The sequence below is a fragment of the Ensifer sp. ENS07 genome (assembly GCF_014852185.1).
In the GTDB taxonomy this organism is placed as follows: Bacteria; Pseudomonadota; Alphaproteobacteria; order Rhizobiales; family Rhizobiaceae; genus Ensifer; species Ensifer adhaerens.
Genome location: NZ_JACVBE010000001.1, coordinates 33,909 through 54,952 on the forward strand (window position 1 = coordinate 33,909; position 21,044 = coordinate 54,952).

The 21,044-nt window shown below is 62.7% G+C and carries 13 protein-coding genes and 1 tRNA gene; 8 read left to right on the top strand and 6 right to left on the bottom strand.

What is annotated here, in order from left to right; all coding sequences use genetic code 11:
• Positions 1 to 7: 7 nt before the first annotated feature.
• From IB277_RS00165 to IB277_RS00180, 4 genes are all read right to left on the bottom strand, one after another.
• Positions 8 to 1,600, bottom strand: a complete 1,593-nt coding sequence (locus IB277_RS00165; RefSeq protein ID WP_110818527.1) for an LTA synthase family protein — start codon at positions 1,598 to 1,600, stop codon at positions 8 to 10.
• Between the two features lie 97 nt (positions 1,601 to 1,697).
• A complete protein-coding gene (locus IB277_RS00170; RefSeq protein ID WP_090294991.1) occupies positions 1,698 to 2,537 on the bottom strand; it encodes an SDR family oxidoreductase in 840 nt (279 codons plus the stop codon).
• Between the two features lie 84 nt (positions 2,538 to 2,621).
• Positions 2,622 to 4,037, bottom strand: a complete 1,416-nt coding sequence (locus IB277_RS00175; protein ID WP_060522318.1) for an aminotransferase class I/II-fold pyridoxal phosphate-dependent enzyme — start codon at positions 4,035 to 4,037, stop codon at positions 2,622 to 2,624.
• On the bottom strand, positions 4,034 to 11,545 hold the full coding sequence (locus IB277_RS00180; RefSeq protein ID WP_110818526.1) for a type I polyketide synthase: 7,512 nt from the start codon (positions 11,543 to 11,545) through the stop codon (positions 4,034 to 4,036). The genes IB277_RS00175 and IB277_RS00180 overlap by 4 nt, the downstream gene beginning before the upstream one ends.
• 408 nt (positions 11,546 to 11,953) lie before the next feature.
• On the opposite strand from IB277_RS00180, the gene IB277_RS00185 reads away from it, so the two are divergent.
• The 3 genes from IB277_RS00185 to pncB all read left to right on the top strand — a co-directional run bounded on the left by IB277_RS00185 (position 11,954) and on the right by pncB (position 15,270).
• The gene (locus tag IB277_RS00185) at positions 11,954 to 13,141 is read left to right on the top strand and encodes a polysaccharide biosynthesis/export family protein (RefSeq protein ID WP_034797015.1); all 1,188 of its coding nucleotides are present in this window, start codon (positions 11,954 to 11,956) and stop codon (positions 13,139 to 13,141) included.
• A 179-nt stretch (positions 13,142 to 13,320) separates the two neighbouring features.
• Positions 13,321 to 13,920, top strand: coding sequence for a bifunctional nicotinamidase/pyrazinamidase (pncA, locus tag IB277_RS00190; protein WP_110818592.1), 600 nt, complete (start codon positions 13,321 to 13,323; stop codon positions 13,918 to 13,920).
• Positions 13,921 to 13,965: 45 nt separating this feature from the next.
• On the top strand, positions 13,966 to 15,270 hold the full coding sequence (pncB, locus tag IB277_RS00195) for a nicotinate phosphoribosyltransferase (RefSeq protein WP_034797014.1): 1,305 nt from the start codon (positions 13,966 to 13,968) through the stop codon (positions 15,268 to 15,270).
• Positions 15,271 to 15,580: 310 nt separating this feature from the next.
• On the opposite strand, the gene IB277_RS00200 is transcribed toward pncB, so the two are convergent.
• A complete protein-coding gene (locus IB277_RS00200) occupies positions 15,581 to 16,315 on the bottom strand; it encodes a DNA helicase (RefSeq protein WP_090294988.1) in 735 nt (244 codons plus the stop codon).
• A 325-nt stretch (positions 16,316 to 16,640) separates the two neighbouring features.
• Positions 16,641 to 16,715 (bottom strand) — tRNA-Thr (locus IB277_RS00205).
• A 151-nt stretch (positions 16,716 to 16,866) separates the two neighbouring features.
• Between IB277_RS00205 and IB277_RS00210 the strand changes: the two genes are divergently transcribed.
• From IB277_RS00210 to IB277_RS00230, 5 genes are all read left to right on the top strand, one after another.
• Positions 16,867 to 17,118: a hypothetical protein gene (locus IB277_RS00210; protein ID WP_371589643.1), complete on the top strand. Its 252-nt coding sequence runs from the start codon at positions 16,867 to 16,869 to the stop codon at positions 17,116 to 17,118.
• Between the two features lie 261 nt (positions 17,119 to 17,379).
• The gene (gene murA / locus IB277_RS00215; RefSeq protein WP_060522281.1) at positions 17,380 to 18,672 is read left to right on the top strand and encodes a UDP-N-acetylglucosamine 1-carboxyvinyltransferase; all 1,293 of its coding nucleotides are present in this window, start codon (positions 17,380 to 17,382) and stop codon (positions 18,670 to 18,672) included.
• 106 nt (positions 18,673 to 18,778) lie between these two features.
• Positions 18,779 to 19,219, top strand: a complete 441-nt coding sequence (locus IB277_RS00220) for a DUF2948 family protein (RefSeq protein WP_034797590.1) — start codon at positions 18,779 to 18,781, stop codon at positions 19,217 to 19,219.
• Between the two features lie 43 nt (positions 19,220 to 19,262).
• Positions 19,263 to 20,567: a histidinol dehydrogenase gene (hisD, locus tag IB277_RS00225; protein WP_060522280.1), complete on the top strand. Its 1,305-nt coding sequence runs from the start codon at positions 19,263 to 19,265 to the stop codon at positions 20,565 to 20,567.
• Positions 20,564 to 21,040, top strand: coding sequence for a UPF0262 family protein (locus IB277_RS00230; protein WP_034797007.1), 477 nt, complete (start codon positions 20,564 to 20,566; stop codon positions 21,038 to 21,040). Before hisD ends, IB277_RS00230 begins: the two co-directional genes overlap by 4 nt.
• The last annotated feature ends 4 nt before the right edge of the window (positions 21,041 to 21,044 follow it).

Genomic DNA, 21,044 nt, shown 5'->3' on the forward strand with positions numbered 1-21,044 from the left:
ACCACCGCTAGCGCAGCGTATCCTTTCTCAGGTTCGCGTGGTTGAGAAGCGCCTCGATCAGGTTCCAGGCCTCGACGCTGCTCGGTTCGGCCGGCTTATGGGACGACCGCTTCGCCTTGGCGAGCGGCACGATCAGATAGTCGGTGCGCGGATCCGGGAAGGGGTCGGCGAAGGATTTGAGCAGCGGTGCGTGATCGCCGTAGAAGACGAGCCAGACCGGACGGTCGAGCTTGTCGAGGTGTTCGCTCAATGTGTTGAGCGCCGCATCGGACTGCTCGAGGATGGCCAGATAGATGTCGACGGGATTGGTGAGGTCGCCGACGCGGCCCGGCTCCCATGGACCGTGATTGGCCATGGATGCGACGAAGATGAAGCCGCTTTCGTCTTCGGGCAGCTTCTCGCTTGCGTCGATCACCTTCGCCGCGAGCTTCTCGTCGGAGACGTAGGGTCCGTCTCGCTCTGGGCGATGGTCGAAACCGTCGAGCATCGTCAGCTTGGAGAAGCCGAGCTGCGGCATCGCCTTGTGCCTGAGGAAGAAGGTCCGGTCATAAGGATGGATGAAGTGGGTATTCCAGCCGGCACGCTTCAACTTTCCGGGCCAGACGACGTCGGCATAGTGCGATGCGCGCAGATAGGGATAGCTGGCGTCGACATGAATATCGTCGGGCACCAGGCCGCTGATCACGGCGAATTCGGTGCGCAGCGTATAGCCGCCTTCGAACACGCTGCTGAGCCGGCCCCACTGAACCGCCTCGCGCCGCAGCCGGTCGAGCGTCGGCAGTTTCAGCGTATCGACGCCGAAGTGCCGCATGTCGATGAAGGATTCCGATTGCCAGACGACGATCAGCGGCGAGCCGTCGTCACCGATCAGATCCTGCACGGCGGCCCGGACGATCTTGGAGAGATCCGCGACGATCTTTTCGCGACGCACACCGAGCCAGATGATGAAACGGAAGACGACCGAGCCGAAGGTACCGAAGCGCACCGTGTTCATCTTGACGTCGAGGACCTTGAGCAGCCGCTGTACCAGCGCGGCCGTCGGGCGGTTCACCGGGCCGTAGAAGAGCAGGAGCCAGGGACCATAGGCGATGCCGAGCATCACGAGGATCCAGAAGGCATTGCCCCGGTCCGGCAGAATCGCCGGCTCGAAATACATGTAAAGGCCGGAAACGCCAAAGACGTAGAGGAAGGCGACGGTCCAGAAGACGACGTTCAGTGAGCTCGCATAGAAGATCGTCTTGTACTTGAACACGTCGACGACCAGCGCGATGTCGGAAAAGATCAGCGGTTCACGGATGAACTTGAACTTGGCGCGGGAAATGCCGGTGAAGATGATGAAGAAGCTCATCGTGCCCGCCGCCGCATAGAGCGGACGCCAGGATCCGGCGAAGAAACCGGCAAAGACCAGAGCGATGACAGGCAGGCGGGCAAGCACGTCGATCACGTCCTGCGTGCGTCCGAAAGGCGAAGGATTGGCGCGCCGCTCCCGCTTCGGCAGAGCGAAACGGTCGGTGAAGAAGATCACCGCGCAGGACAGCAGATAACAACTAAGCGTCAGTGTTATCGGATAGTCGTGCAGCTGAAAGGGAAGCAACGCCAAGCGGAAACCTTCATGTCTTCATGCCGGCCGATGCCGCTTTATGCGGCACAGCGTCCGCCCGACACTTAGATCTTATCGATGCTAGGTACAAGCACCGTCAGGTCCGGTGCTCGGACACTCCACGATTATGCGTCGCCGTGTTGCCGCACCGCACAATCGCCCGGTCGAACCACCAGTTGAGCAGGGGACGAACGGCGGGAGCGAAGCGTCCAAGTAGAAACAATGTCGTGCCGAAATAGACTTCGAACCGGCCGCGGTCTGTTCCCTTGACGATCCGCTTGGCCACCGCTTCGGCCGGCCAGGGCCGGACCGTGCCCATGATCCTGGCGGCTTCCGGCGGGCGAGCCGCCAGCTCGCGCTGAAACTGCGGCGTTTCCGTATCCGGCGGAAAACAGACGGAAACACTGACGCCGTGCGGACGGGCTTCTGAACGCAGCGCCTGGGCGAAGCCGTGCACGGCGAACTTGGAGGCGCAATAGGCCGAATAACCATAGATGCCGAGTAGCCCTGCGCCGGACGAGATCATCATGATCCGGCCCCGACGGCGCCGCTTCATGCTGTCATAGACCGCCCGGACCGCATGCACCGTGCCGGAGAAGTTGGTGTCCATCTGCTGCCGGAACGAAGCGCTGTCGAGCTCCTCGAACCGGCCGGGTTCGACAATGCCGGCCGATGCTACCAGGATATCGCAGGGGCCGAAGGCCTGTTCGCACCGACGGATGGCCGCTTCGACATCGTTTTCCACCGCGACGTCGGCGGCCTCGATCCGGATGCTGTCGGCGTTCGCCCCACTGGATGCGATAAGTTTTGCCTGCGCGCCTTCCAGGAGGCCACGGGAGCGGGCAATCAGCGAGAGGCGCGCCCCGCGCGCCGCGTAGATCGATGCGACCGCAAATCCGATACCGCTCGAGCCACCGGTAATGATCACATGCGCCATGCTGGTATTCCGCTCCAGAGTTCGGGAGAGTGCGAAGCGGCTCTGCTTCCGCGACCACCTGACCCGGCAGCAAATGCGATCGGGTCAGCGCGCCGAGAGCGCTTTCATCATCTGGTCGATGTCGATGCCGCCAAGGCCGAAGTTGCGTTCGGTAAGGTCGGCCAGACGCTCGGCCGTGAGTGTTACCGTGCGCCGGATCTGCTCTTCCGTGTGGTCGCTGGTGATGAAGAAGCGCAGCCGAGCCAGGCCTTCCGGGACCGCCGGGTGGATGATCGGCAGCGCATTGACCCCTTCGGCAAGCAGGTCGTTCGACAGCTGCACCGCACGCAGGGAATCACCAACCAGAACCGGAACCACGGAAAATCCGCTGCTGAGGCCGGTGTCGAGCCCCGCTTCCTTGGCAAGCTTGAGGAAGAGCGCGCCGTTGCGGCGCAGCGCCGCCGTGCGCGTCGGCTCCCGTTCCAGCACCTCCAGGCTTGTGGTTGCCGCGGCCGCCAGCACCGGCGCAAGGCCGACGCTGTAGACGAAGCCGCCGGCCGATGCCTTCAGCACCTCGACCAGCGCTTCGCTGCCGGCGATGTAGCCGCCGCAGCTCGACGTGGTCTTGGAGAGCGTGCCCATCCAGATGTCGATCTCGCGGGGATCGACGCCGAAATGCTCTGCAAGCCCGCGGCCGGTCTTGCCGAGAACGCCGAGCGAATGCGCTTCGTCGACCATCAGCCAGAAGCCGTATTCGGCCCGGAGCTTCAGAAGCGCCGGCAGGTCGGCGACATCGCCGTCCATCGAGTAGATGCCCTCGACGATGACCATGATGCGGCGATAGTCGCCGGCGACGGTGCGTAGCACGTGTTCGAGGTCGGCGACGTCATTGTGCTTGAACAGGCGTCGAGTCGCGCCCGAGAGCTTGACGCCGGCAAGGGCGCTGTTGTGGATGAACTCGTCGTGGACGACGAGGTCCTTCGGTCCCATCAGGCAGCTGATGGCGGCGACATTGGTGAGATAGCCGCTGACGAAGCAGACGGCGGCATCGACGCCATAGAAGCCGGCGATCTTCTCTTCCAGCGCCACATGCACCGGGCGCTCGCCGGCGACGAGGCGGCTCGCCGAGGCGGAAATGCCGAAGGTGCCGATGGTATCGCGTGCCCGCGCAAGCACCTCCGCATGGCGATTGAGGCCAAGGTAGTCATAGGAGGCGAAGTTGATCAGCTTCCGGCCGTCGATGACGGTGGTCGCGCCCGCCGCCGTCTGGTGCGCACGATAGAATGGATTGGCGATGCCGAGCTGCTCGCTTGCGAACTTCTGGGTCATCACCTGCTTGTATTCCGGCAGGTCTTCGAAACGGGCCTGCTGCCGGCGCGCCGGCGGCGGCATCTCCCGCTCCGAGCGCGCCATGCGGTTGCGCTCGGAGGATTGATGCGTGTTTCTCATCCGGTCCAGCAGGTTCTCTTTGAGGCTGCTGGTCATCTTGGATGCGCCTGGACCGTTTCCGTTCGTGCTCATTGGCCTTGTGCTTTTTCCTTCGCCGTTCCGACGTGCCGCTGCGCAAGTTCGCTGACAATCTTGTCGTCGGCGGGCTCGGCATCGTCGCTCTGGTCGCGCTTGCTCACCTTCTCATAGAGCTTGCGGGCGACATCGCCAACCGTCGTGTTGTCGGCGACGCCGCTGAGCGGCATGTCGAAGCCGGTGTTCTGCTGGAAGCTCATGCCGAGTTCGACGGCCATGAGGCTGTCGAGCCCGATTTCCTTCAGAACCTTGCTGCGCGTGACCGTATCCTTCGATACGCGCAGGATTGCGGCGATTTCGCCGGCGACGAGGTCGAAGAGAATGTCTTCGGCTTCCTGTGGCGACTTGCCCTCGATCATCGCGACGAGGTCCATCTTGGTGCCTTCGCCGCCCGTCGCATGCTGGTCGGCGCTGCGCAGGATGACTTCGAAGAGCGCGTTCTTGGCGACAGGCAGATTGCGTGCCGCCGACCAGTCGATCTCCGAGATCATCACGGTTGCCGCATCGACGGTGCCTGGATCGAAGGCCAGGTGGCTCTCGACCATGTCGAGTGCCGTCTGCGCCTTCAGCGCGGTCTTGCCGATGCGCTTGGCGAGGATGTCGTTCACATCCGTGTTCTGGACCAGATAGCCCCTGTCGGCGATGGCGCCGAACCCGACGGCGAGACCCGCAAGGCCGCGTGCGCGACGGGCGCGGGCGAGACCTTCGAGATAGCCGTTGGCCGCGACGTAATTCGCCTGTCCGGGGTTGCCGACGAGTGTCGTCGCCGACGAGAACAGGATGAAGTTGTCGATCTTGTCGTTGCTGGTCAGTTGATCGAGAACCGCGGCACCCTTGGCCTTGGTGTCGATGACCGGCCGGTTTCGCTCGCGGTTGAGGTTGCTGATCAGCGCGTCGTCGAGCACCATTGCGGCATGGACGATCGAGCGCAGCGGTGCCACTGCGCGCAACGTCTTGAGCAGGCGCTCCGTCGCTGCCGGATCGGTGACGTCGCAGGCATGAACCGTGGCGGATACGCCAGCCTTCGTCCAAGCTTCGATCATTGCCGTCGTTTCGGCGTCCGCCAGGCCGCGGCGTGAGCAGAGCGCGACCTTCGTCGCACCCTTTTCGACGAGCCAGTTGGCGGCAGCCAGGCCGAAACCGCCGATGCCGCCGACGACGAGATGCATGCCGTTCGGATCGACCTTCATGCCGCCATGCGGACGCTTGGCAACGCGGTGCGTGCCGGCGACCGGAGGAAGCACGACGATCTTGCCGATATGCCCGGCATTCTGCATCAGTCGGAAGGCGTTGCCGATCTCGTCGAAGTCGAAGGCGCGATAGGGAAGCGGCGTCAGCTTGCCGTCTTCGAACAGTGCTCCGATCTCGGTGAAGATCCGCTTGGTCAGCTTCGGCTGATTGACCAGCAACTGGTCGGCGTCGATGCCGAAATAGCTGACATTGCGGCGGAACGGCCGAAGGCCGATCTTGCTGTCGGCGTAATAGTCGCGCTTGCCAAGTTCAAGGAAGCGGCCAAAGGGCTTCACCAGCGCCAGGCTCTGCTCCATGGCCTCGGCGAACAGCGAGTTGAGCACGAGATCGACGCCTTCACCGCCCGTCACGGCGCGAACGTCGTTGACGAAATCGAGCGAACGGGAATCGAAGACGTGATCGGCACCCAGCATCGACAGGAAGCGACGCTTCTCGCGCGATCCTGCCGTGGCGATGACCTTGGCGCCCTTCAGCTTTGCGACCTGCAGCGCGGCAAGGCCGACGCCGCCGGCGGCGCCATGGATGAGGATCGTTTCGTCAGGCTGGATCCGGCCAAGCTCGACCATCGCATAATAGGCAGTCAGGAACGCGACCGGAACCGTCGCCGCGGCGACGGGGCTGACCGATTGCGGCAACCTGGCGACGCCGGCGCGCGAAACGACCGCGTGGGTCGAGAAGGCGGAGGATGCAATCGCCATGACGGCATCGCCCACGGCGAGGTCATCGACGCCGTCGCCGACCGCGACCACGTGGCCGGAAAGCTCCATGCCGATCGTCGCGCCTGCGAAGCCGTCTTCGAGCGCCTCTTCCGGCAGAAGGCCCATCGCCCACATTACGTCGCGGAAGTTGAGGCCGGTGGCTGCGACCGCGACGACGACTTCACCCGGGCCTGCCGAGGGGATGTCGCTTTCTTCCCAGACGATGCTGCCGACCTGAGAGCTGACGCGCTGGCGGATGGTTGCAGCCTTGAAGTCAGCCGTTGCCGCGTGCGCATTGTCGACTGGGCCAGGCACGGCGCGGATCTCCGAAAGCGCAGCGCCAGCCTCGCCTTCGAGCAGCCATTCGCGGTTTACTCCCATCGCGCCAAGCAGCGGCAATGCCGCAGCCATCTCAGCATCCGTCGTCGGTGAACCGTCGATGTCGAGCGAGTGGACGTCGAGGAACTCGTATTCGTTCTGAAGCACGCGTGCGAAAGCCCAGAGGCCGGCATTGACGCCGTCGCTTGCGACCGCCGCGCCGACCGTCCGGCTGGCGATCGGTGCGCCGCCCGGCGCGACAAGCACGAGACGGGGCCGTTTGTCGTCCGCTGGCTCCGTACCGCCGATATGCTGGCGCAATGCTTCGGCAAACGTGCCGAGCGCGAGGATCTGTGTTTGTAGAGAGGCGGAATCGTCGGTGCGCGACGCGGCCGCCGGCAAGGCAAGGAAGACTGCCCGAAGCGGTTGGCCCCCCAGCGTCTCGAGGGCTGGCAGGAGCGCGGCCTTGTCCGCAGCCGCGTCGCCGGTCAGGCTGACGCGAATGGCTGAACCAGAGGGCTCGCGCTGTTCGTGCCCCGCGATCTCCAGCAGCAGGTGGGGGACGGATGCCGGCACCGCCGCGTCTGCGGCAGCAGTTGCTGCGCCACGTGCTTCGAGCAGGATGACGTTGCCGCTTGCACATTCGCGGTCGGCAATGTCGGTGTCCCGCAGGTCGAGATCGTCGAGGCATTTCTGCCAGTGCGGCGCCGCCGCGAGGTTGCCGATCGGAAACTCCGCCGTCTGGCTGCGCGCGAACCAGCCCTCGGACAGGCCAAGCGCGAAGTCGTTGAACAGCGATGGCGCGCTGACCGCGGCAATCAGCCCACCCGTAGGGCGCAGTGCCGTGCGCAACGCTGTGCGAACCGCCACATCGTCCTCGATCAGGCCGTAGAACCCGTCGGACGCGCTGACAGCAAGATCGAAGGCCGCAAGCGTCGCGAGTTCGCCCTTCTTGAGGATGTGTACATGGGCGTCGTTTTCGAAGGCTAGCTCAAGGCCGCGCTGGGCGTTATCGCGAGCTTCGAACACGGTGAGGCTTGCACCATGCTTTTCGGCAAGAGTGGCCAGACGCTTAGTGAAACCGGCGGATACGCTGCCGAGTTCGACGATGCGCAGGCGCGCTCCGGCGGACTGTGCCGATAGGGCCGTTTCGAGAGCCTCCAGCACGAAGGCCATGCGCTGGCGGCTTGCCTCCGAATGAACCGCCTGATGGTCGATCGTGGCGTCGCTGATGAAGCTCGATCCCGAGGCCGCTTCGTCGCCCGCATGCAAGGCGTCGATGCGGGCAAGGGCTTCCGCATAGGCGTTATTGATCAGCACGGCCTCGACGGCGCGGTCAGGCCGTTCGCCGTAAAGCTCGCTCAGAATTTCAGGCACGCTCGGCAGGTTGAATTCCTGCGCGACGGTCCACACACCATCCTTGTGCTCACAGAGCCCGGCATCTTCGAGCACGTAGAGGCAGCTCGTCAGAAAACACTGGAAGGCGAAATCGCCAGGCAGATTGCCGCCCTGGATCGTGGAACGCCCCTTACCGAGCTTGAGGGCGATCTCCTGGCAGGCGCGGTAGATCGCGGCATTGAAGAGCAGCGTCGCATTGTCGACACCAGCCTCGCCGGGGGCCGGCATTGCGATCGATACCGGCACAAGGCTGTTGCGCAGAAGGCCTGGCAGGGCGACTTCCGATTGTACTGCCTCGTAGTGAAAGGACAGCGCATCGAGCGTCTTGTGCTTGCGCAGATAGGTGCGGCGGAAACGGCAATCCTCGAAATGCGCGATCGGCTCGCCCGACTGGCCGAAGAAGTGGAACTTCGCCTTGATCGAATTGGTGCTGACGCGTTCAATTTCGATCATCGCGCGCGCGATCGGCAGGCCGCCATTGACGACACGAACCGAACCGAAGCGGACGGGAATATAGGGTGCGCCACTCTTGTCGCCGGTGAATCGGTCGAAGAGCGCGACCAGCCCGTGGAAGGTCGCATCGACCGAGATCGGGTTCAGGGCATAGCTGACCAGCGGGTGTCCGGTGGCTTCGGCCGTCTTCAGCTCGACATCGACCAGGCGGTCGCCATAGGCAACCGCTTTTGCGAGCAGCTGGAAGCGAGGACCGTAGTCGAGGCCGAATTGCCGCGCCGTCTCATAGGCGCGACCCGGTGCCACCGTTGCCGTCTTGGCGAGGCCTGCGAGCGACGGATAGGCGCGGTCCCCGGCCGGCAGCGGCTTGCGGCAGCGGGCAACCGCGTGCACGGCCCAGTCGTCTTCCGACAGCCGTTCACGCGAGCGGATTTCGAGGTCGCCGGTCTCTGGCGAAAGGACGGTCGACAGCTCCATGATTTTTGTGTCGCTGAGTTCCAGCGGCCGGACGATTTCGAGATTGGTGATCTCGACTTCTTCGCTGCCATAGAACTGCTGTGCCGCAGCAACGGCGATCTCGATGAAGCCGCTGCCCGGCAGGATCGCCTTGCCGTCCACCACGTGTTCGGCAAGATCCGGGAAGAGATGGGCGTCGATATGGTTTTTCCAGCTGCCGCTGTTCGGATCGCTGCGCCAGCCGGTCAGGCGGTATGGTCTGGCAATCCGGCCGAACAGGTCGGTGGCATCAGTTGTTGCCGCTGGGCGCAGTTCGACGGGCTCGAAGGGCAGGCTTGGCAGGGCGATCGATGCATTGCGCTTGCCGAATACCCGGGTCGTATCCACGACGGCGCCGTGCGCAACGGCACGTGCCATCGCGGCCGAGATCGGATCCTGGCCGCTTTCGGCGACGTCCCTGAGCAGCGTGGGCACCACCATGCCGGGGGCTGCTGCCTGCTTGATCGTCTCCTTGACGTAGGACGACAGGATCGGGCGCGGCGAAATCTCGATGAACAGGCGGCAGCCCATTTCGATCGCGGCTTCCGCAGCCGCCTGGAAGCGGACCGGCTCGCGAACGTTCTTCCACCAGTATTCCGGATCGAGCTGCGTGCCCTCGAGCGCGGCACCCGTGACCGTCGAAAGATAGGCGAGTTCGGTGCGGCGCGGTGCGATATCGGGGATGTCCGAGAGGAAGGCATCCTTCGCCCGATCGATGATCGGATGATGGAACGGATAGTTGATGTCGAGGATCTGGACCGGGATCTTCGCCTTGCGGGCGGCATCGCGGAAGGCCGAGATCTGGTCGGCCGGGCCCGAGATCGTCACGGAATTATGGGCGTTGACCGCAGCAACGCAGAGTTCGTCAAGGCCGCGAGCCTCGGCAAAGGCGCGAGCAGCCTCTTCACCGAGCATGACGGCCGCCATCGTGCCGTGGCCGGCAAGCAGGTCCTGATGCAGCGAACGTTTCGCAACGATCGAAACGGCATCGACGAGCGACAGCGCGCCAGCGGCATAGGCCGCGGCGATTTCGCCGACGGAGTGACCGAAGACGGCGACCGGCTTGATGCCCATGGCAACCAGCGAATCCGACAGGGCGGCCTGCACCGCAAACAGCAGCGGCTGGGCGATCTTCGTGTCGGCAAGCTTCTTGTCGAGATCAGGATCGGTCAGGAGATCGGTGAGCGCGATGTCCGAGTGGAACTTGAACAGCGCGCTGACCGAGGTGAAACACTGGCGGAAATGCAGGTTTTCGCGGAAGGCTTCCACACCCATGCCCGCCCATTGCGAGCCGTTGCCGGAGAACACGAACGCGACCTTGGCGTCGCGAACGACGGCCTCGCCTACCTCACCGATATCCGAGCCGGGCTTTTCCAGGTGGCTGGCGATCGCACGGACGATATCTTCGGGCTGGTCGCTGCGAGCGGCAAACCGATGGCGCATATGGGTGCGGTTGGCACCCGATGCGGCGATCATCGCACGGGCTTCACCCTTGGAAGCATGCGCGAAAGCGGTCTTGTAATCCTTGAGAAGGGCTTCCAGGCTCGACTGCGTATGAGCGCTTGCGAGGAACACATGTCCCGAAGACGACGGGTTTGCGGCCTTTTCATCGGCGGCCGGTTCAGGATCGCTGATAACGACGTGCGCATTGGCGCCGCCGAAACCGAACGAGTTGATGCCGGCAAGACGCGCGCGTTTGCCGCGCAGAAGCTCGATCGGGTTTGCCGTGACACGGACGTTCAGGCCGTCGAAATCGATATGCTCGTTCGGCGTGTCGAAGTGCAGCGAAGCCGGCAGGTAGTTGTTCTCAAGCGCCATCATGGCCTTCAGCATGCCGAAGAGGCCAGAGGCGGGTTCCGTATGGCCAATGTTCGACTTGATCGAGCCGATCGGCACAGGCGCCCGGCGCTTGGCACCGATGACCGTTCCGATCGACCAGACTTCCGCCGGGTCGCCGACCTTGGTGCCGGTACCGTGGCCTTCGACGAAGGCCACCTGATTGGCGTCGATGCCGTTTCCTTCGTAGATCGCTCTCAGCAGGTTGGCCTGGGCTTCGCGCGACGGCAGCGAAATGCCGTTGGTGCGGCCGGCCGAATTCACGCCGGTCGCGACGATGCGCGCATAGCTGCGGTCTTTCTCGCGGCGCGCCCGGTCGGAACGGCGCAGCACGAAGACCACGCCGCCTTCGGCGCGCACGTAGCCGGCGCCGTCGTTGTCATAGGCGCGGCAGAGGCCTTCCGGCGACAGCATGCGTGCCTGGGCGAAGCCGACGAAGGGCAGGGGGTGGGCAAGGATGTTGACGCCGCCGACGATCGCCGTGTCGATCTCCCCGGCGTTGAGCGCCCGCATCGCCTGGTCGAGGGCGACCAGCGAGGAGGAACAGGCGGTGTCGACCGTCATGCTCGGGCCGCTGAGGCCGAAGATGTGCGAGATGCGGTTGGAGACGATCGACAGGGTGTTGCCGGTCATGAAGTACGGGCCAGCCGCGGCCGGATCCTCGACCGTCAGATTCGCATGGTCGAGGCTCGATGCGCCGATATAGACACCGACGTTTTCGCCGTGCAGCGACGTCGCCGAGATGTTGGCGTCTTCAAGCGCCCGCCAGGCGAGCTGGAGCAGCACGCGCTGCTGCGGGTCCATATACATGGCCTCGCGCTGCGACATGCCGAAGACGGCCGGATCGAAATCATAGAGTTGATCCAGCACGCCGGCCGCGAAGGAATAGGTCTTCCCCTGCGTGCCCATGACGGGATGCCAGAATCGCGCCACGTCCCAGCGATCCGATGGAATGCTGGTGACGGTGCACTTGCCCTGACGTAGAAGTTTGAACAACGCCGAGGGCGATTCTGCTCCAGGGGCGAGGCATGCACGCCCAATAATCTCAACAGCCATGTATGATCGAACGCTCTAAAATGCCGTTAAAGTTGCACCTGCGATTGCGCGGCGGAAGTTGAATTGCAATCGCCAATCGTCATGCTTGCGGGCTATCCCCAGCTATATTCGTTCCGCCTCATTAGTCAGCTTTTAACTTAAAGTCCCTAGCTTTCAACCCCAAAGACTGAAGATATACACGCTGTCAACGCCAGTCCAAGTCGGATTGGGCGACAAACCACGCTCAAGGTATCGAAGGTATGACCAGAAAGACGCGGGCTCAAATAAATTGCCCGTCTTGGTCTTGAGGTGACTTGTTGTGGGACGGCGATTGTGCTTTTCAGAGACCGGCGAAATTCCCTGCCGGGGGATGATGCGGCGCGGAACCATGAGCAAAATCATGGCTGTGCCGAATGTGGAGTGTCGTAGTTGAAACGAGTCAGTGCCCTTCTGCTTTGTTCCGCCCTCGTCGGGTGCCAGGCTGTGCCTGGTGAAGGGCCGCTGGCCGGAGCGATCGTCAAGGACGCCGGCCAGTCAGGCGCCGAGATCGGCCGCCAGAATGCAACGGTTTTCGACATCGTCGATGTGGACGGACGCTCCGCGCGTCTCGTTTCCGACTATGTCTCCTCGACGCTTAATCGCCGTTTCGGCATTGGCGGCGGTGTTGGCCGCGTCGTCATCGGCGTTGGCGACCAGCTTAAGGTCTCGATCTTCGAAGCCGGCAGCGACGGCTTGTTCTCGACGCAGGACTCCAAGCAGACGAGCATCGATCTCGTCGTTCAGCCGGATGGCAAGGCTGCCATCCCCTATGTCGGCCCGGTCAAGTTTGCCGGCCTGACACTGGAGCAGGCGCGCCAGGAAATTCTGGAAGCGCTGAAGCAGAAGGCCGTAGAGCCCGACGTCATCGTCACGAGCATGAGCACCGCATCGCGCAACGTTACGGTTTCGGGTGCCGTCGGCAAATCGTCGGTGGTGCCGCTGAGTCTCGTCGACGAAACGATCAATGAGGTCATCGCCAAGGCCGGTGGCCCGGTCGCGCAGCCATATGAAACCTTCGTCACATTGGTGCGCGGCAAGAAGACCGGAACGGTTCTCCTCAAGTCGATCATCGAGAACCCGTCGGAAAATATCCACGTCAAGCCGGGCGACCAGATCTTCGTGACGCGCGATCCGCGCCGCTTCACGATCCTCGGTGCGGTCAAGGCCAACCAGCGCGTCGAATTCGGCGCCAACGATCTCAATCTGCTCGAGGCGATGGGCCTTGCCGGCGGTGGCTCGGACTACACGCTCGACATGAAGGGCTATTTCATCTTCCGTTACGAAGAGCCTGATGTGGTCATGAGCCTGCTCGGTCAGCAGCGTTTCAACGAAATGCTGCGTAAGGGCATGAAGACCGACAGCGTGGGGCGCTACCCGATCGTCTACCGCTTTGACATGAGCAAGCCGGACAGCCTGATTGTCGGCCAGACCTTCCCGGTCAAGAACCGCGACGTCATCTATGCCTCGCGTCACCCGTCGGTCGATTTCTCGAAGTTCCTGAACTTCGTCGCCCAGCCGGTCGGCATCGCCAATTCCGGCTTCTCGATCGCAGATAACATCAACAATCTCGGAAACTGATCGTTTTCGATCGCATTTGTTCGAGGGCGTCGGCCATGGCCGACGCCCTTTTTGCTTATCTGCCCTTCCGATCTCGGAAGCCTGCGGAACTGGCTTGTCGTCGCTCAAATTCTGTGATTGATCTTGGACTTAAATCGATTTTGGTGATCGATAAGCAGTTGATCGTCCAGAGGTGAATGATGGCGGATAAAGCGTTGATCGTCGTGGATGTGCAGAACGATTTCTGCCCGGGCGGAGCGCTTGGTGTTGCGGGCGGCGACGAGATCGTGCCGATGATTAACGGGCTGATCGGCCGCTTCGAGCATGTGGTTCTGACCCAGGATTGGCATCCCTCCGGCCACTCCAGCTTTGCCTCCAGCCATCCCGGCAAAAATCCCTTCGAAATGATCGCCATGCCCTATGGCGCGCAAACGCTCTGGCCGGATCATTGCGTGCAGGGCAGCGCCGGTGCCGATTTCCATCCGGCGCTCGAATGGACCCGCGCTGAACTTTTGATCCGCAAGGGTTTCCGCGCGCAAATCGACAGCTATTCCGCCTTCTTTGAAAACGACCGCCGGACGCCGACCGGCCTTTCCGGCTATCTCAGGGACCGCGGCATCAAAAAGGTGACGCTCTGCGGGCTCGCGACCGATTTCTGCGTCGCCTTCTCCGCGCTCGACGCGGTGGCGCAGGGGTTCTCGACCACGGTCGTTCTCGAAGCCTGTCGGGGCATCGACCTCAACGGCTCGCTTCATGCCATGGTGACGCGTATGCGTGATGCCGGTGTCGAGCTGAACTAACCGAGATGATCTAGCCTCGCCCAAGAGGAAGGAGCAATTTCACCGATGACGAAGACCGATATCGCCAGGCGCGTCTACAATCATGCCTGGAAACTCGACCCGATCGTACGCAGCCTGCTGGACACGGATTTTTACAAGCTCCTGATGCTGCAGATGATCTGGCAGCTCTATCCGGATGTCGATGCGACCTTCTCGCTGATCAACCGCACGAAGACGGTGCGGCTCGCCGACGAGATCGATGAGCAGGAACTGCGCGAGCAACTCGATCACGCGCGCGAACTGCGTTTCTCCAAGAAGGAAATGATCTGGCTTGCGGGTAATACCTTCTATGGCCGCAAGCAGATCTTCTCGCCGGAGTTTCTCGCCTGGCTCGCCAAGTTCCGCCTGCCGGATTATGAGCTGAAACGCAGCGACGGCCAGTTCGAGCTGACCTTCCGCGGCCGCTGGGCAGAGACCACCATGTGGGAGATCCCGGCGCTGGCGATCATCAACGAGCTGCGCTCGCGCTCGGCGATGAAGGGCCTCGGTCCCTTTACCCTCGATGTGCTCTATGCCCGCGCCAAGGCCAAGATGTGGTCCAAAGTCGAGCGGCTGCGGCAGTACCCTAACCTCAGGATCTCCGATTTTGGCACGCGCCGCCGCCACAGCTTCCTTTGGCAGCGCTGGTGCGTCGAGGCGTTGAAGGAAGGGATTGGCAGTTCGTTCTCCGGGACCAGCAATGTCTTGCTCGCCATGGACAACGATCTGGAGGCGCTTGGTACCAACGCACACGAATTGCCGATGGTGGCCGCGGCCCTTGCCCGCAACGACAAGGAACTGGCCGCCGCCCCCTACAAGGTGCTGCAGGACTGGAACCAACTCTATGGCGGCAATCTCCTGATCGTGCTGCCCGATGCCTTCGGCACAGCGGCGTTCCTGCGTGACGCGCCGAAATGGGTGGCGGACTGGACGGGCTTTCGGCCGGACAGCGCGCCGCCGATCGAAGGTGGCGAAAAAATCGTCGCCTGGTGGAAGAAGATGGGACGGGATCCCCGGGAAAAGCTGTTGATCTTCTCCGATGGTCTCGACGTCGACACGATCATCGAGACGTACCGCCACTTCGAGGGGCGCGTGCGCATGAGCTTCGGCTGGGGCACCAACCTCACCAATGATTTTGCCGGTTGCGCGCCGACGGAAATCAGCGGCCTCAGTCCGATCTCGATCGTCTGCAAGGTCAGCGAGGCCGATGGCCGGCCGGCGGTAAAACTCTCCGACAATCCGCGCAAGGCGACCGGTGACCCGGCCGAGGTCGAGCGCTACCTCAAGTTCTTCGGCTCGCAGGATTTCGTGGAGCAGGCGGTCAAGGTCTAACCGCCAAGTAACGCCAAGTACGAAACGAGCGCATCAAAAAAAGAAACCGGCAGGAGCCGGTTTCAAAAGGGGATCAAAGATGTTGCGATTGTCCATCATCGCAATATCAAATCTGGCAGTGGAATCTTAAGGTTGCGTTAATATGCCAACCTGCCGTTGCATTTTGCTTCTCTAGAATACGAACATGTAGAGAAGGATGATGACGATGAGCGGCACGCCCATAAGCCAGAGAACGATACCTTTCATTGAGAAGCCTCCGCGTTGCTGCCTTTGAAACGTTAACGCAGCATCGGGAAATACGTTCCGCGTGTCAGCGAGGGAGGCTCTCGTTTCGGTTTATCGCCAGCAGCCTCGCTTCGCCCTTGTTCAAGAAGTAGGCCTTGTCGAAAAGCCGGAGATCGACGGGGTTCGGCATCCGGATATCGTCCAGGTCCGGAAGTGGTTTCACGGCGGCTTCGAAGGATCGATCGATCTGCGAGATGAAGATGATGATCAGCCCGCGTTGCCGCGCGAATGCCCTCAATTTGCGCACCTGATCGCCAAGTGCGGGATTGTCACGTCGCTGATCGAGAAGCTGGAGGTAATCGACGACCACCAGCGTGCCGGGATCGGCCTTGGACAGCTTGCCGACGATATGGTCGGCGCTGATCGTGTCGGAGCAATCGATCTCGAACAGCGGGGCAAACCGGCCATGGTCGGCCCTGATGGCCGCAAAACGCTCGATGACGTCCGTCACGGTATATTCCAGTGTGAAGAAGTAGGCGCGATGGCCGGCCCTCATCGCCTCTACGGCAAGCTCGAGGCTCTTCAGCGTCTTGCCCTGGCCGGGGCGTGCGGCGAGGACCACGAGATCTCCGGGAGCGAGCCGGGCAAGCATACTCGCCGCGGTGCCGGCAGTCGCTTGTCGTGCCGCAAGCAGGCTCCAAGTGGAGTAGCCCTCCTGAACGGCAATGCGATCAAGCGCTTCATGGAGCGGGATGGCTTCTTCACGGCACAGGCGTTTCGCCCTGCGTTTCAAATGGTAGATCGGTGCAGTCAGTTTCATCGGCAACCTCCTGGTACGAGCGATCGTCGCAGTCCCTCCTTGTGCGCATTGCCCCAACAGTCGGTTCGATGATGAGAGTGCCCGGTATGAAATCTACTTTCCCAATCGGAGGGGGGAGGCGTGGGCGCGCCCGAATCGCAGCATAACGCAGATGGCAGCAGGCGAAAATTGCATCCGATGAGAAATTCTGCGGCCTGGGGCGCGTCTTTCGCGGGCGCCGTAGATCCTGCTCGTTTGGGGCGATAGGACAGGCGAAAACATTCGCAGACCGCAAAAGCACGCGGTGCTACGAGCGAGTATCAATTTGATTTCTTTAAGAGAAAACTGGTGCTGCTAGAGAGATTTGAACTCTCGGCCTCTCCCTTACCAAGGGAGTGCTCTACCCCTGAGCTATAGCAGCATCTGGCGGCCGGTTCGTGTGTCAGCCGCATCAAGCGAGGGGGCTATTGCCATAGCTCAGCGGCGAGTGCAAGCCGCAATTCGAAGTTTTTCGCGAAGAGCTGTGAGAAAAGTCACCGGTGCTTCCGAAGACCCTGGTTTTGCGCTATGGCATGGGCATGCAAACAGACGACGAAGAAGGCGGCAAAGCCGTGCCTCCGCCTGACGAACGGCAGGCGGATGGCAAGGTGCGCCAGAAAAAGATAAAGGATACGACCGAGGCGGACCTGAAAAAGGCGCGTCTTGCCAGGACCTTGCGCGACAACCTCATGCGCCGCAAGCAGCAGATGCGGGCGCGCCGATCTGGCGCTGCCGATGACGTCAGCGGTCTTCCTGCCGCAAAAACGGACGAATCCCAAGATTAGTACGGGCAGGAAGCGGCATCGCCGCTTCGTTCTCAATTTGCCGGTGGCATCTCCATCGGCGTTCGATTGCACAGGTCCGTTAAATCGGGACCGATCGCGGGGGAAAACTGTGCAGCGACCTAAATGTTACAGCGCCAGGCGTCCGAAGGGATGCGCGGCGTTCAAGGCACTTCTAATTTCGCGGCGTCTCCACTAAAGAGGCGCCTTCAGACAACATCGGATTATTTTGGAAAGGCGGGCCAAGCCCGTTCGAGAGGCCTCATGGATCGCATCAGGATTGTAGGCGGCAACAAGCTCAACGGCGTCATCCCGATTTCGGGCGCCAAGAATGCGGCCCTGCCGCTGATGATTGCGTCGCTTCTGACCGACGACACGCTGACGCTCGAAAACGTGCCGCATCTGGCCGACGTCGAGCAGCTGATCCGTATCCTCGGCAACCATGGCGCGGATATCTCCGTCAACGGTCGCCGCGAGCGCCAGGGCGAGAGCTACGCCCGCACCATCCATTTCACCTGCCGCAACATCGTCGACACGACCGCCCCTTACGAGTTGGTCTCGAAGATGCGCGCGAGCTTCTGGGTTATCGGCCCGTTGCTTGCCCGTGAAGGCAAGGCGCGGGTATCGCTGCCGGGCGGTTGCGCCATCGGCACGCGTCCGGTCGATCTCTTCATCGAAGGCCTGCAGGCGCTTTCCGCCAACATCGAGATCGACAGCGGTTACGTCAACGCGACGGCGCCGGCTGGCGGCCTGATCGGCGCGCGCTACACCTTCCCGAAGGTGTCGGTCGGCGCCACCCATGTGCTGATGATGGCAGCGACGCTTGCCAACGGCACCACGGTGCTCGGCAACGCCGCGCGCGAGCCTGAAGTCGTCGACCTCGCCAACTGCCTGAACGCCATGGGCGCCAAGATTACCGGCCAGGGAACCTCGACGATCACCATCGAGGGCGTTCGCTCGCTCTCCGGCGCCCGTCACCGCGTTCTTCCCGATCGCATCGAGACCGGCACCTACGCCATGGCCGTTGCCATGACCGGTGGCGACGTCATCCTCGAAGACACCGACATGGCGCTGCTCGACACGGCGCTGGAAGCGATCCGCCGCGCTGGCGCCGAGATCACCGAGACCAACAGCGGCATCCGCGTCGTGCGCAACGGCGCCGGCATTAAGCCGGTCGATATCGTCACTGATCCCTTCCCGGGCTTCCCGACCGACCTGCAGGCGCAGTTCATGGGTCTGATGACCATGGCGAAGGGCACCTCGCACATCACCGAGACGATCTTCGAGAACCGCTTCATGCACGTGCAGGAACTCGCCCGTCTCGGCGCCAAGATCTCGCTTTCCGGCCAGACGGCGAAAATCGAGGGCGTCAGCCGCCTGAAGGGCGCGCCTGTCATGGCGACCGACCTTCGCGCCTCCGTCTCGCTCGTCATCGCCGGCCTAGCCGCCGAAGGCGAGACCATGGTCTCGCGCGTCTATCATCTCGACCGCGGCTTCGAGCGGCTCGAAGAGAAGCTTACCCGGTGCGGCGCGCACGTCGAGCGCGTCAGCGACTGATTTGAACGGTTGCGCCTGATACCGTTGCGGTTTCAGGCGCAACATCCTATGTCCATTTCAATTGTGGCACGGCAAGATGTGCGGCGAAACGAAAGGAATGGATGGCATGACCGGATTGAAGCTGCTGGCGCTCGACGAGGAGGATCTCGCTGTCGTCTCCGCCCACGTCCAGGATGCCGTGTTCAAGGTTTCGGGCCTGGAATACGACGCGCGTCGCAAGCAGTTTTCTCTCATCGTCAACCGCTTCGTCTGGGAGACGGCCGATGGCAAGCGCCGCTCCTTTGAGCGCCGGCGTGCGGCTCTCCTCTTCAAACGTGTGAATGCAGTGCGCTCCGTCGGCTTCGACCGGCGTGACGGCGAGGCGGTGCTCGATCTGCTGACGCTGAAGTTCGCGCTGCAGGGCGAGGGGCCGGAAGGCACGCTGGAGTTGGTTCTGGCTGGCGACGCCTCGATCGCGCTTGACGTCGAATGCATCGAAACGCAGCTTGCGGATACCGGCGGGGCGTGGGAAACCGCTTTCAAGCCCAAGCATCCCGAAGGCGCTTGACGCTGATCGACCCGACCGACACTGGCATACAAGGACGTCCCCTTTGGCAATCAGGCTCAATTTTCTCGACGGTGACTTCGAACAAAAGTTCGCGGCATTCCTGACGACCAAGCGAGAGGTGTCCGAGGACGTCAATGCGGTGGTCAAGGCGATCATCGACGACGTGCGGGCACACGGTGACGCGGCGCTCGCCGAATACTCCAAGCGTTTTGATGGCGTCGATTTCCAGACGACGCCGATGGCGGTCAGCGCCGCCGAGATCGATGCGGCGATCCAGGCGGTCGAGCCGGAAGTTCTCGGCGCGCTAAAGGTCGCCGCCACCCGCATCGAGGCGCACCATGCCCGCCAGCGCCCGAAGGACGATATCTACCAGGACGCCATGGGCGTCGGCCTCGGCTCGCGCTGGACTGCGGTCGATGCCGTCGGCCTCTATGTGCCCGGCGGCACCGCGAGCTATCCGAGCTCGGTGCTGATGAACGCGCTGCCGGCAAAGGTTGCCGGCGTGTCCCGCATCGTCATGGTGGTGCCGGCAACCGGCGGCAAGATCAACCCGGCGGTGCTGGCTGCTGCACGCCTTGCCGGCGTCGAGGAAATCTACCGCATCGGCGGCGCGCAGGCTGTGGCCGCCCTTGCCTATGGCACCGAGACGATTGCACCGGTTGCCAAGATCGTCGGCCCGGGCAATGCCTATGTGGCTGCGGCCAAGCGCCAGGTCTTCGGCACGGTCGGCATCGACATGATCGCCGGCCCCTCCGAAGTGCTTGTTATTGCCGACAAGCACAACGATCCGGACTGGATCGCAGCCGATCTCTTGGCCCAGGCCGAGCACGATGTCGGCGCCCAGTCGATCCTGATCACCGACGATGCGGATTTCGGCCAGGCGGTCGAGAGCGCGGTCGAGCGGCAGCTGAAAACGCTGCCACGCGCCGAAACGGCGTCGGCAAGCTGGCGCGATTTCGGCGCCGTCATCCTCGTGCCCGATCTTGAGAAGGCCGTGCCGCTCGCGAACCGCATCGCTGCCGAACACTTGGAGCTGGCGCTTGCCGACCCCGAACCGATGGTGGCCAAGATCCGCAACGCCGGCGCGATCTTCGTCGGTCGCCACACGCCCGAGGTCATCGGCGACTATGTCGGCGGCTCCAACCACGTGCTGCCGACCGCCCGCTCCGCGCGCTTCTCCTCCGGCCTTGGCGTGCTGGATTACATGAAGCGCACGTCGATCCTGCGGCTTGATGCCGAACAATTGCGGATCCTCGGACCGGCGGCCATCGTGCTGGCAAAATCCGAAGGCCTTGAGGCCCATGCGCGCTCCGTCGCCATTCGCCTCAATCTCGGGGACGCTGGATGAAGGCGGACCGCAACCAGCGTCTCTGCGATGTCGTTCTGGACGAGACCATCGGCCGCTCGACCCCTGACGTGGAGCATGAGCGCGCGGTTGCGATCTTCGACCTGCTCGAAGAAAACCTGTTCGAGCCGGTCGGCCATCCAGGCGGCCCCTATAAGCTCAATCTCTCGCTCGTCGACGCCAAGCTCGTCTTTGCGATCTCGACCGACAAGGGCAGCGACGTCGCCACCCATATTCTGTCGCTGACGCCGTTCCGCCGGATCGTGAAGGACTACTTCATGATCTGCGAAAGTTACTACGAAGCGATCCGCTCGGCGACGCCGAGCCAGATCGAGGCGATCGACATGGGGCGCCGCGGCATTCACAACGAGGGTTCGCAGACGCTGATGGATCGCCTCTCCGGCAAGATCCGGCTGGACTTCGATACCGCCCGCCGCCTGTTCACGCTCGTCTGCGTGCTCTACTGGCGCGGGTGAGGGC